This is a genomic window from Acetobacter musti, from assembly GCF_011516835.1.
Lineage (GTDB): Bacteria > Pseudomonadota > Alphaproteobacteria > Acetobacterales > Acetobacteraceae > Acetobacter > Acetobacter musti.
Window position 1 is genome coordinate 56,550 of record NZ_WOTB01000008.1, and the last position, 12,384, is coordinate 68,933.

Below are 12,384 nucleotides of genomic sequence, written 5' to 3' on the forward strand. Positions count from 1 at the left end.
CCTTTTACTGACCAAGGTCTTCGCCGTCAGTGGAGGGCAGCAGGCACCTGCTTATCGTCGCTGCATGACCGGATCTGCGGCAGTCGGGCAGTCAGTCTTCGTTACTGCTCCGGATGGTCGGCCGGGTTTTGAGGTGTGGAATTGCGCGGAGGCCTGGTGCTGAAATATCCGCCGGGACCGGGTTCAGGTGGCCGGACACCGCTTTCCGGGTGCGAACCGTGCGGTTGCCCCGGAAAGTTTCCCGGTCAGGTGCTGAAAATCCGGCCGTCAGCCGGCGTCTTTGATCCATTCCGGATGATGCGGCACGCTGATGTCCCGACCCTTCAGCATCATATCCCAGTAGACGCGCGGGAAGACTTTCGTTTTCAGCATCCAGGCGAAGCTGCTGGGTTTGCGCTGGTCGTAAGGGAAGCTCGGGGCGGGTTTTCCGCCATAGAGGAACTCGGCGAGCACGACTTTGCCGTATGCGACCGTCAGCGGGCAGGCGCCGTAGCCGTCATAGCTCGCGGTGACCGGGGTGCCTTCCAGGGAGGCGATGACGTTGGCCGCCACGACCGGGGTCTGGGCGCGCGCGGCGGCGGCGGTTTTGGCGTTACTGGTGCCGATCACGTCACCCGCGCCGAAGATGGTGTCGTATTTCACGTGGCGCAGTGTCGAGGGATCGACATCCACCCAGCCGGCCGCGTTGGCGAGCGGACTTGATTTAATGAAATCCGGAGCGCTCTGGGGCGGGGTGACATGCAGCATGTCGAAAGCGCGGGTTTCGCGGGATGTCGTGCCATCAGGCGCGGTGACATCGAATGTCGCTGTCTTCGTCCTGCCGTCCACGGCGACGAGATTGTGCTTATAGAGCAGGTTCACGCCGTAATAATCGATGGCGAACTGGAGCGAGGGGCGATAGTAGCTCACGCCGAACAGGGCGTCTCCGGCGAGCAGGAACTCGACATCCGTGCGGTTGAGCGTGCCTTCCTTGCGCCAGAAATCGGAGGCCAGATATACGATCTTCTGCGGCGCGCCCGCGCATTTGATCGGCATGGGCGGCTGGGTGAACAGGGCCTTGCCGCCGTTGAGCGTCTGGATGCAGGTCCAGGTGTATTCGACGTGCTGCATCGAGTAATTGCTGCAGACGCCGTTTTTACCGAGCGTGTCGGTGAGACCCTCGATCTTGTCCCAGTCGAGCTGGAGGCCGGGGCAGACGACGAGGCGGCGGTATCCGATGCGTTTGCCGTTATCCAGTGTGACGATGTTGTCGTCCGGCTGGAACGAGGCGGCGGCGGCGCGGAACCAGGTGACGCCTTCGGGGATGAGGCCGCCTTCCTGGCGCAAGGTCTGTTTCAGGGTCATGACGCCGGCGCCGACGAGCGTCCAGCCGGGCTGGTAGGCGTGGGTTGTCGCGGGGTCGATGATGGCGACGGAGAGCGCCGGGCGTTCGCGGCGCAGTTTCGCGGCGATCGAAATGCCGGCCGCGCCGCCACCCACGATCAGGACGGTGAACTGCTGATCCGGCTGTGGCCGGGATACGGGTTCGGTCATGGGGAAATCTCCTTTCTCGTGGCGACGCTGTACCGATGGCGCGCAGGGTGCGCCGATCCGCAGGCGGGGGCAACCACCTGACGGAAAAGCTCCGCTTTATCCGGGCTGCATCCGGGCTGTAGGCTCACTCAGGAAGAAAAAGCGCTCTGGCCGCGTCGGTTTCCCGGTGCAGATTTTCGCAGAGGTGGCGGATACGGGAGGAGCGGCCTTCATCGGCGCGGGTGATCAGCCAGTAGGTGCGCCGCAGATTCGTGGTTTCCGGCAGAACGCGCACGAGGCCGGGGGTTGATTCGGCTACGAAGGCGGGGAGGACGGCAAGACACAGTCCGGCGGCGACCGCTGCTTTCTGCGCCTGGATGCTGGAGTTCTGAATGCGGACCGAGCGGGAGTCGATGCCGAGGTCTCCGAGATAATCGAGCGCGCGCGTGAAGACGAGTTCGTCGACATAACCGGCGAAGATATGGCTGGCGAGATCATCGCGCCCGGTAATGGGGGCGTGCCGGGCCAGATAGTCCGGGCTTGCATAAATGAACAGACGGTAATCGGTCAGCGGTTCGGCCCGGAGGCGATCGCCCGAAGGTGGGGTCAGGCTGATGGCGAGATCGGCCTGACGGCGGGACAGCGACAGGATCTGCTGGATGGTCACCATCTCGACCGTGAGATCCGGGTTGGAATCGAGCAGGGTTCCGATGCGCGGGGCGAGAAAAAAGTTTCCGAATCCTTCGAGGGCGCTGATCCGGACCGTGCCGGAGAGGCCGCCGCCCGTGCTTTCCGAAACCCGGCGCGCTTCCCGCTCCATCGATTCCACGGTGGCGACGAGCTGTTCACCTTGCCGTGTGAGGACGTAACCGCGCGGGTGGCGTTCGAACAGCGTGGCGCCTGTCGCCTGTTCGAGAGAATGGATGTGGCGGGCGACCGTTGTGTGCTCGACGCCGAGGGCGCGGGCGGCGACGGAGAGTGATCCGCCGCGGGAAACGGCCAGAAAATACTGAAGATCGCGCCAGTCCAGGCCGCGTTTCGTCATGCCGGCCTCCTGCCTCTGCTTTTGTTGCGCCTCCGTTTCAGACAGGCGCTCTGTGCATATTTGCACATGTCGTGGGCGAAAACGCCAGATTTTCGATGACCGGTCACCGCGCTAGTGCCGCAAGCATACCAACAAAAGAGGCGGAGCAGGGCCAGAGCCTGGAACTCCGCCCCTGAGTCGGAACCACAAAGGGGATATCCGATGACAGCACTCGTTCTTCCACCTTTTGTTCGTCTGGGGGGCGGCGCGCTCGGCGAACTGCCTGCTGCTCTGCGGCAGGCCGGTCTGCGGGCGCCGTTTCTCATTACCGATCCGTTCATGGCGGCTTCCGGGGTTCTGGAGCGTGTCAGCGGGCTTCTGCATGATGACGGCTTCGATGTGCGGGCGTTCACGGAGACCGTTCCCGATCCGACGGTTGCGTGCGTGAATGCGGCGCTGGCCGCGCTGCGCGACGGGCGGCATGACTGCGTGATCGGGCTTGGTGGCGGCAGTCCGATCGATACGGCGAAGATGGTCGCGGTTCTGGCCGTGCATGACACGACGCCGGCGGCGCTGAAGGTGCCGCATGTGCAGGATGAGCCGGGTCTGCCGGTGATCGCCATTCCGACCACGGCGGGCACGGGGTCTGAGGCGACGCGGGTGACGGTGATCACCGACGAGGTGTCGGATGAGAAGATGCTCTGCATGGGCGCGGCCTATCAGCCGCGCATTGCGATCGTCGATTACGAGCTGACCCTGACGATGCCTGCCCGTCTGACGGCGGATACCGGGACGGATGCGCTGACGCATGCGCTTGAGGCCTGGGTGTCGAAAAAGGCGTCGCCGTTCACGGATGCGCTGGCGCTGACGGCGATGAAGCGGATATGGGCGCATCTGCCGACGGCCTGTTCCGACCCGGGCAACCGGGCGGCGCGGGAGGCGGTGATGCAGGGGGCGTTCGAGGCGGGCATGGCGTTCTCGAACGCGTCGGTCGCGCTGGTGCATGGGATGAGCCGGCCGATCGGCGCGCATTTTCATGTGCCGCATGGTCTGTCGAACGCGATGCTGCTGCCGGAGATTACGGCGTGGTCGTTGTCCGGCGCGCCGGACCGTTATGCGACGGCGGCCCGCGTGATGGGAGTTGTGGCGGAGGGTGCGTCCGACGCGGCGGCGGGCGAGGCGCTGGTTGAGGCGCTGCGGGAACGGAACCGCGAGATCGGGGTGCCGACGCCGCAGGCCTACGGGCTGAACGTCGCCCGCTGGGACAATCTGCTGCCACTGATGGCGGAGCAGGCGCTGGCGTCCGGTTCTCCGGCGAACAATCCGCGCGTTCCGACGGCGGAAGAAGTTGTAGCGCTTTATCGCCGCGTCTGGGCCTGAAACCGGAGGACTTGTCTGATGGCACATACACCTGCTTCCGGCCGCTCCATGCATGGTCTGGTCTTTGCCTCCAGTGTCGGCACCATCATTGAGTGGTATGATTTCTTTCTTTACGGCAGCCTGGCGATCTTTTTCGCCCATATGTTCTATCCGCCCGGCGACGGGGTGGCGGCGACGCTGATCAGTGTGGCGACGTTCGCGACCGGCTTTGCTGTCCGTCCGCTGGGTAGTCTGGTGTTCGGGCATCTCGGGGACCGGCTGGGGCGGAAGGTGACTTTTCTTGCCACGCTGCTGATCATGGGCTGCTCGACGGCGGCGATCGGGTTTCTGCCGACCTTCGCAACGGCCGGCTATGTCGCGCCGGTTTTGCTGATTACGCTGCGGATCATTCAGGGTCTGGCGCTGGGCGGGGAATATGGCGGGGCGGCGACCTATGTCGCTGAGCACGCTCCCGCGCATGAACGTGGAAAATGGGCGAGCTATATTCAGGCGATGGCGTCCGGGGGGTTTGTTCTGTCTCTTGGCATCGTGCTGAGTCTGCGCCTCGGGCTGGGGGAGGAGCAGTTCACGTCCTGGGGCTGGCGGCTGCCGTTCCTCGTCTCCATCGTTCTGGTTGCCGTTTCGTTTCGTATCAGGCTGAGACTGCATGAATCGCCGGTCTTTCTCGAGATGCAGGAAAATCAGCAGCTTTCCGCATCGCCGGTCCGCGACACCTTCGCCATTCCGGGCAATGCGCGGCGGATCATGATGTTTCTCTTCGGCGTCGCCTGTGCCCAGGCGGTGACGTTCTACACAGCCCAGTTCTACGCGCTGTATTTTCTGCAAAGCGTGATGAAGGTCGCGTTTCTGCCGGCGACGCTCGCCGTTGCGGCGGGTTCGGTCTGCGGGCTGCCTTTCTTCGTCATTTTCGGCACTCTTTCGGATCGCATCGGAAGAAAACGCCTGGCGCTGACCGGCATGGCGGCGGCGGTTCTGCTTTATCTGCCGCTGTTCATGGTGCTGAAATCTTCCGTGCATCCGGACGGGATTGATTCCTTCGCGGTCGCGGCGACGGTTTTCGCGCTCGTTGTCATCGCCGCCCTGATTTACGGCCCTTACGGCGCCTTTATCGTCGAGAGCTTTCCGGCCCGCGTTCGCTACACGTCGATTTCCATTCCCTACCATATTGGCAACGGGATTTTCGGAGGCTTCCTGCCGCTCATCAGCCTGAGTCTGGTATCGCAGACGGGGAATGTGTTCGCCGGTCTGCTCTATCCGGTGCTCATCTGCGCCGTGGGCTTCGTCGTCACGCTCCTCTTTGTTCCGGAAACGCTGATGCGGAGCGGAACCGGCACGGAACGCGCGGCCGTGTCTCTCTCTTCCGGCGGTTTCACGCCGCAGACGGATTCCGCTGCCTGACGGTTTCCCGTCTGGCTTTCTTCGTCTGGCATTTTGCCGTCTGGCAGTTTTCACAACAGGATAAGAACAATGAAGATTATTCCTCATGTTATCGGTGGCGCTCATACCGCAGGCCAGAGTGCGCGGCGGTCGGATGTGTTCAATCCGGCCACAGGAGAGGTCCAGGCTCAGGTCGCGCTTGGCGGGCAGAGCGATCTGGAAGCGGCCATTACTGCTGCGCAGAAAGCGTTCCCTGCCTGGGCGGAGACGCCTCCCCTCACCCGCGCCCGCATTCTGTTCCGGGCGCGCGATCTGATCGAACAGCGTCAGGACGAACTGGCCGCCATGATCTCCGCCGAGCATGGCAAGATCCATTCGGATGCGAAGGGTGAGGTCACGCGCGGTCTGGAGGTTGTGGAATTTGCAACGGCGGCGCCGGAGATTCTGAAAGGCGAGTTCACCGAACAGGTCAGCCGGGGTGTCGACGCCTACACGATGCGTCAGCCGCTGGGGATTGCCGCGGGAATCACGCCGTTCAATTTCCCGGTGATGGTGCCGCTGTGGATGGCGCCGATGGCGATTGCGACGGGCAACTGTTTCATTCTCAAACCGTCGGAGCGTGATCCTTCAGCGTCCGTGATGCTGGCGGATATTTTTAAGGAAGCAGGTCTGCCTGACGGGGTGTTTCAGGTCGTGCATGGCGACAAGGACATGGTGAACGCCATTCTTGAGCATCCGGCCATTCAGGCGGTCAGTTTTGTCGGCTCCACGCCGATCGCAAAACATGTTTACGCCACCGGCACGGCGCACGGGAAGCGGGTTCAGGCACTGGGTGGCGCGAAGAACCATGCCATCGTCATGCCGGACTGCGATCTGGACAAGACGGTGGATGCGCTGATCGGGGCGGCTTACGGCTCGGCCGGAGAGCGCTGCATGGCGATTTCGGTGGCTGTTGCGGTAGGCCCGGTTGCTGATCCGCTGGTGAAGCGGCTGGCGGAGCGGGCTCGGTCTCTGAAAATCGGTGCCGGCACCGACAACAGTAACGAGATGGGGCCGCTGGTGACCGGGCAGCATCTGGCGCGTGTGCGCGGGCTGGTGGATTCCGGTGTCGAGCAGGGCGCGACGCTGGTGGTGGACGGGCGCGATCATGTTGTTTCGGGTCATGAAAAGGGATTTTTCATTGGCGGATCGCTGTTCGATCATGTGACGCCGGAGATGCAGATTTACCGGGAGGAGATTTTCGGGCCGGTTCTGTGTGTGATGCGCGCGCCTGATTTCAACACGGCGCTGAAGCTCGTGAACGAGAGTCCTTTCGGCAACGGCACGGCAATTTTCACGCGTGACGGCGACACGGCGCGGGCGTTCACGCATGGGGTTCAGGCGGGCATGGTCGGGGTGAATGTGCCGATCCCTGTGCCGATGGCGTTCCATTCTTTCGGCGGCTGGAAGGATTCGCTGTTCGGAGATCATCACATGCACGGGCCGGAGGGCGTGCGGTTCTTTACGCGAATGAAGGCGGTGACCACGCGCTGGCCGGAGGGCATCCGGTCAGGCGCGGAGTTTGTGATGCCGACGCACGGGTAAGATCTGGTTGTTGACCTGTCGGGCCGGAGGGCATCCGGGACCCGGCAGGGGGCTGCGCTTCGGTCCGGTTGTGGTGTTTTGAGAGGGATCAGGGGCTGCTACTCAGGGCTTTGCCCTGAAACCCACAAAGGGGCGCGGCCCCTTTGATCCTGGTTTGTTTTAATATGAGGGGAAGGGGCGGGTCTTATTCGGCGTCTTTGAACCAGACCTCGACCGGTCCTTTGATCTTCATCGCCATCGGCTTGCCGCGACGATCCAGCGTCTTGCCGACGGCGACGCGAACCCAGCCTTCGCTGATGCAGTATTCCTCGACATTGGTTTTTTCCACGCCCTTGAAGCGGACGCCGATGCCGCGTTCCAGCAGCGCCTCGTTGTAAAACGGGCTGTCGGGATCGACGGAGAGACGGTCGGGAGGAGTGGTTGTGGTTTCGCTCATGAGAAAGTCTGTCCTGTTTCTGGACGGGCCGGACGGTCAGCACGGACCGGCCGGCCTTATGTCGTAGCGGCCGGCCCGCTGATATGGGCGGCCGGGTCCCTGTTACCGGGCCTCTGGTCTCAGACGCCGCGGACGACGATGCTGGCGTTGGTGCCGCCAAAGCCGAAACTGTTGGAGAGCGCGACCTTGACGTCACGCTCCTGCGCCTCGTGCGCGACACGGTCGATTGCGCTCTCACGCGACGGATTGTCGAGATTGAGTGTCGGCGGCACAACCTTGTCGCGAATCGCGAGCATGGAGAACATCGCCTCCACGGCGCCTGCGGCGCCGAGCAGATGCCCGATCGCCGATTTGGTGGACGACATGGCGAGCTTGCCGGCATCGTCGCCAAACAGGCGCTCTACGGCCTCAAGCTCAAGGTCGTCCGCCATGGTCGATGTGCCGTGCGCATTGACGTAGCCGACATCCGCGGGTGTGACGCCTGCGCTTTTCAGGGCGGTGTTCATGGCGCGGAACGCGCCTTCATGCCCTTCGGCGGGAGCGGTGATGTGATGGGCGTCACCGGACATGCCGTAGCCGATGATCTCACCGTAAATCTTCGCACCGCGTGCTTTGGCGTGCTCGTATTCCTCAAGCACGACGATGCCCGCTCCTTCACCCATGACGAAGCCGTCACGGTCACGGTCCCAGGGGCGCGAGGCCTTCTGCGGCGTGTCATTGAAGGAGGTGGACAGCGCGCGGGCCGAGCAGAAACCGGCGATGCCGAGTTTGCAGACCGTTGCTTCCGCGCCGCCCGCGATCATGACGTCGGCGTCGCCGAGCATGATGAGGCGCGCCGCGTCGCCGATGGCGTGAACGCCTGTGGCGCAGGCCGTCACCGCGGAATGGTTCGGCCCCTTGAATCCATATTTGATCGAGACATTGCCCGATACGAGATTGGTCAGGGCGGACGGGATGAAGAAAGGCGAAAGACGCTTCGCCCGGCCCTCATAGACCGTGATCGATGCCTCGTAGATGGTCTGGAGGCCACCGATACCGGAGCCGATCATCACGCCGGTGGCGCAGCGATCTTCTTCCGATTCGGGTTTCCAGCCGGAATCCTCGACGGCTTCCGCCGCCGCGATCATTCCGAGATGGATAAAGCGGTCCATCTTCTTCTGGTCTTTGACCGGAATCCAGTCAGAGATAGTCAGCTTCCCCTCGGCCGTCGGGCCTTCCGGCACTTCACCGGCGACATGCGCTGCAAGATCGCTCGGATCGAAGGTGTGGATGCGGTCGATACCGCTCTCACCTGCGACGAGGCGCTTCCAGACATTCCCGGTGCCGAGCCCGAGGGGAGTCACCATCCCCATGCCGGTGACGACGACGCGTCTCCGGCCCAAATCTGATCCAGCCGACTGCAGCAAGCTAGCCCGCTCCCTGTTCACGCGTTAATCCGGATCCGCAACTGATGCCTGGACCCTTTCGGACAAGACCGCCTCAGGCGGCCTTCTGTGCCTCGATGTAGTCGACCGCGTCCTTGACGGTGGCGATTTTCTCAGCCGCGTCTTCCGGGATCTCAACATTGAAAGCTTCTTCAAACGCCATCACCAGCTCGACGGTGTCGAGGCTGTCGGCGCCCAGATCGTCGATGAACGACGCTTCCGGCGTAACCTTGCTTTCTTCGACGCCGAGGTGTTCGACAACGATTTTCTTAACCTTGTCAGCGATTTCGCTCATCTGTCTCTGCTTCCTGTATGCCCAGGGGATACGGGCGATTGGCTGGCGCTCGTTCTGCCTGGCTGTCCGCCAGTTCAGGCCGCCAGGCACGGCAACCCATGTGTGCCCAACGAGGCTGCCGGGGCGCTTAGCACGGTTTTCTTACCATCGCCAAGGCGATAGAATAATCCGCTGATGCTTCGCTCCTCCGGCGACACCCGGAACATGGTTTCAATCCTGCCACGCAACGGCTCCGCATGGTAGTCCGGATCATATCGGAAAACGGCCGCGGAACCACGAATTTGCTGTCCTGTTCTCAGATCATCGCCATCCCGCCATTGACGTGCAGGGTGCTGCCGGTGACCCAGGCGGCCTCGTCCGACGCCAGATACAGCACGGCGGAGGCCACGTCCTCCGGTGTGCCCATCCGGCCCAGCGGAATTGAGCCGACCAGCTTTTCTTTCTGCGCCTCGGGCAGCACGTCGGTCATCGGCGTGGCGATAAAGCCGGGGGCCACGACGTTCAGCGTGACGCCGCGCGGGCCGGCTTCCTGGGCGAGGGATTTGGTCATGCCGACGAGACCGGCCTTCGCGGCCGTGTAATTGGCCTGACCCGCATTGCCGGTGGACCCCACCACCGAGGCGATGTTGATGATCCGGCCGGCGCGGCGGCGCAGCATGCCTTTCAGGGCGGCGCGGCAGAGGCGGAAAGGCGAGGACAGGTCGACATTGAGAACCTTGTCCCAGTCCTCGTCCTTCATCCGGATGGCTAGCATGTCACGGGTGAGGCCTGCGTTGTTGACCAGAATATCGAGCGGCGCGCCGGCGGCTTCCTCGGCCCGTGCGATAAGCTGATCGGCGCTCGCCGGATCGGACAGATCTGCAGTGACGGCATGCACGCGCTCATTGCCGAGTTCCGCCGCGAGTTCGTTCAGAACGGATTCGCGTGTGCCGGTGATGACGACGGTGGCGCCCTGCTGATGGAGCTGGCGGGCAATGGCGGCGCCGATGCCGCCAGTCGCACCGGTGACGAGAGCGACTCTGGAAGTGAGACTGAACATTCTGGCTGGTTGAATCCTGTCAGTGCTGAACTGTGTGGCGGGGGTATAGCAGACAGAGGCCGGTCAGGGGGAAGCATGGCTCCCTGCCCGTTTCTGGCGGGAGGATCGGAAAACCGGCAGGAATAAGCTATTGAGAAGAAACGGTTTTCTTAGATCCACAGTCTCCGGCGGCGTGTCGGGAACAATGCTCTGACACGCCTTATCCGCGATCAAAATTTCTGTCGCGAGATTTCAGAGACTCTGCAGAAAAGTCTCGATATCCGGCACCGTGCCGACCGCCTGCGTCTTCGCATCGGGTGCGATCCGGCGAATCAGCCCGGTCAGAACCTTGCCGGCGCCGAGTTCGACAAAGCTGTCGATCCCCATTGTCGTCATCGCCGCGACGCTCTCACGCCAGCGAACCGTGCCGCAGATCTGGCGGACGAGAAGATCGCGGATCGCGTCCGGGGACGTCACCTTCGCCGCCGTGACATTGGCGACGACCGGCACGACCGGCTCCCTGATATCAGCCCTGTCGAGCGCTTCCGCCATTTCATCGGCTGCCGGACGCATCAGCGAGCTGTGGAACGGGGCTGAGACCGGCAGCTTCACCGCCCGTTTGACGCCCGCTTCCTTTGCGATGACGATGGCGCGGTCAATCGCTCCGATCTGGCCGGAAACGACGATCTGGCCGCCGCCATTGTCATTTGCCAGCTCGATGATTTCCCGACGGTCGGGCTCGCCCTCTGTCTTCACCACTGCCGCGGCCTCGCAGATTTCAGCAGCTTTTTCCGGTGTGACGCCGATCAGCGCCGCCATGCCGCCCTCCCCGGCCGGAACCGCGCGCTGCATGGCGCGACCACGCAGGCGGAGCAGTTTCGCGGTTTCGGCCACACCGAAGCTGCGGGCGGCGGCCAGCGCGGAGTATTCGCCGAGTGAATGTCCCGCCATCAGCGTGGCTGTCTGAGCGGGATCGAGTCCGCCTTCCCGTTCGAGAACCCGGATGACGGCCAGCGAGACCGCCATCAGCGCCGGCTGGGCGTTTTCCGTGCTGGTGAGCGTGTCCGCTGGTCCCTCGAAGATGATTTTCGAGAGATGCTCGCCCAGAGCATCATCGACTTCCTGAAAGACCTCCCGCGCGGCCGGAAAGGCGTCGGCGAGATCCTGTCCCATGCCGGGAAACTGGCTTCCCTGACCCGGGAAAACGAAAGCGTAGACTGGCATCAGACTCTCCTGAGTATGCGGCCTTCCGGCCTGTCGCGGAAGGCTGGCCCGTTTGTCGGGCGGGCATCGGGCGCATCGAAAGACGCGATCCGGGCGATGATTTCGGGCGAGATGAAAGAAAATACCGGCGGAATGTCAATGCAGGGGTCTGGAAGGGGCCGGGCAGGTGCGTGCGGAGTTACGGGGGCAGGCATGGGTGCGGGCGCTGGTCAGGCTGGCCGGGAGCCGTCCGGGGTGGGATCTGCCGGGCGCGCTTTGCGGTCGCGGGGGCAGAATCGTCATCCCGGATGGCGCAGGCGCCAGAGAAGCACCAGAAGCACGTCCCAGAGTGTCGCCGGCGCCTCGCGCAGCCATTGCCAGAGCAGCACCGGCGCAGGCAGCCCCGTCTCCGCCAGCGCCGGGATTTTCACCACGGACCAGCCGAGCGCGCGCATCATGGCGACACAGCGCATCATGTGAAAATCGCTGGTCACGAGTCCGACGGGACCGGTCCAGCCCCGCGCGCGGAGAATGCGGGTGCAGATGATGGCAGAGTCGCAGGTGTCGGACGCCAGGGGCTCGGGGAGAATGGCGGTATCCGGAACGCCCGCGTCGCGGAGGAGCGCCGTCATGATTTCGGCTTCCGTGCGGCCGGCCTGCGGGACGCCGCCTGTCGGGATATAAAGCGGCCGGACCGTCCCGCGCTGCCCGAAGCGAAGCGCGGCGGCAAGGCGCCTGATCAGCACCGGCGCGGGGGTTCCGTCCCCGTTCAGGGCCGCGCCGAAGATGATGACTGGGAAAGGCTGCGTCACGATGGTCCGGCTGTGAAACTCAGCAGGCCGGTCGGCGTGAGAGTTTCGACGGTTTCCCGCCAGACCGCGCGGAACTGATCCGCGCCGACGCCCCGTGTTTCAAGCCGGGCGGCCAGATCCGCGACCGTGTTCTTCCCGTCGATCAGCGGAAAGATGCCGCGCGCCTGTGGCGGCAGCCGGACAATCCGGTCATTTTCCAGTCGCAGATCATGTGTCGCGGTCATGGCCATGGCGAGCGCGATGCCGTCAGTGCCGTTCAGGCGGGGAATCGTGGCGGGGTTCAGGGGGTCAGCGGGCATTTGCATGGGCCGCAGTTAAG

Annotated in this window: 12 protein-coding genes; 3 read left to right on the top strand and 9 right to left on the bottom strand. The window is 63.6% G+C overall.

Annotation, left to right across the window (positions count from 1 at the left end; all coding sequences use genetic code 11):
* Window positions 1–267: 267 nt before the first annotated feature.
* Together GOB93_RS07860 and GOB93_RS07865 are read right to left on the bottom strand one after the other, a co-directional pair.
* Complete coding sequence (locus GOB93_RS07860) at window positions 268–1,533, bottom strand: NAD(P)/FAD-dependent oxidoreductase (RefSeq protein ID WP_173582954.1); 1,266 nt, start codon at window positions 1,531–1,533, stop codon at window positions 268–270.
* Between the two features lie 124 nt (window positions 1,534–1,657).
* A complete protein-coding gene (locus GOB93_RS07865; RefSeq protein WP_173582955.1) occupies window positions 1,658–2,557 on the bottom strand; it encodes a LysR family transcriptional regulator in 900 nt (299 codons plus the stop codon).
* A gap of 201 nt (window positions 2,558–2,758) precedes the next feature.
* Between GOB93_RS07865 and GOB93_RS07870 the strand changes: the two genes are divergently transcribed.
* From GOB93_RS07870 to GOB93_RS07880, 3 genes are all read left to right on the top strand, one after another.
* Complete coding sequence (locus GOB93_RS07870) at window positions 2,759–3,916, top strand: iron-containing alcohol dehydrogenase (RefSeq protein ID WP_173582956.1); 1,158 nt, start codon at window positions 2,759–2,761, stop codon at window positions 3,914–3,916.
* 18 nt (window positions 3,917–3,934) lie between these two features.
* Complete coding sequence (locus tag GOB93_RS07875; RefSeq protein ID WP_173582957.1) at window positions 3,935–5,314, top strand: MFS transporter; 1,380 nt, start codon at window positions 3,935–3,937, stop codon at window positions 5,312–5,314.
* Window positions 5,315–5,383: 69 nt separating this feature from the next.
* Entirely contained in the window at window positions 5,384–6,877 is a 1,494-nt protein-coding gene (locus GOB93_RS07880) for a CoA-acylating methylmalonate-semialdehyde dehydrogenase (protein WP_173582958.1), read from the top strand.
* Between the two features lie 184 nt (window positions 6,878–7,061).
* Here the strand turns inward: GOB93_RS07880 and GOB93_RS07885 are convergent, their stop codons facing one another.
* The 7 genes from GOB93_RS07885 to GOB93_RS07915 form a co-directional block, all read right to left on the bottom strand.
* Window positions 7,062–7,313, bottom strand: a complete 252-nt coding sequence (locus GOB93_RS07885) for a DUF3297 family protein (protein ID WP_173582959.1) — start codon at window positions 7,311–7,313, stop codon at window positions 7,062–7,064.
* Between the two features lie 119 nt (window positions 7,314–7,432).
* Window positions 7,433–8,719, bottom strand: coding sequence for a beta-ketoacyl-ACP synthase II (fabF, locus tag GOB93_RS07890; protein ID WP_173582960.1), 1,287 nt, complete (start codon window positions 8,717–8,719; stop codon window positions 7,433–7,435).
* 73 nt (window positions 8,720–8,792) lie between these two features.
* Window positions 8,793–9,032 carry an acyl carrier protein gene (locus GOB93_RS07895; protein WP_173582961.1) on the bottom strand — a complete coding sequence of 80 codons (240 nt, stop codon included), beginning with the start codon at window positions 9,030–9,032 and terminating at the stop codon, window positions 8,793–8,795.
* 295 nt (window positions 9,033–9,327) lie between these two features.
* The gene (gene fabG / locus GOB93_RS07900; protein ID WP_173582962.1) at window positions 9,328–10,071 is read right to left on the bottom strand and encodes a 3-oxoacyl-[acyl-carrier-protein] reductase; all 744 of its coding nucleotides are present in this window, start codon (window positions 10,069–10,071) and stop codon (window positions 9,328–9,330) included.
* Window positions 10,072–10,302: 231 nt separating this feature from the next.
* Window positions 10,303–11,274, bottom strand: a complete 972-nt coding sequence (fabD, locus tag GOB93_RS07905) for an ACP S-malonyltransferase (protein ID WP_173582963.1) — start codon at window positions 11,272–11,274, stop codon at window positions 10,303–10,305.
* A gap of 278 nt (window positions 11,275–11,552) precedes the next feature.
* Window positions 11,553–12,065: an ElyC/SanA/YdcF family protein gene (locus GOB93_RS07910; RefSeq protein ID WP_173582964.1), complete on the bottom strand. Its 513-nt coding sequence runs from the start codon at window positions 12,063–12,065 to the stop codon at window positions 11,553–11,555.
* Window positions 12,062–12,364: a hypothetical protein gene (locus tag GOB93_RS07915; protein WP_242010622.1), complete on the bottom strand. Its 303-nt coding sequence runs from the start codon at window positions 12,362–12,364 to the stop codon at window positions 12,062–12,064. Before GOB93_RS07915 ends, GOB93_RS07910 begins: the two co-directional genes overlap by 4 nt.
* Window positions 12,365–12,384 lie beyond the last annotated feature (20 nt).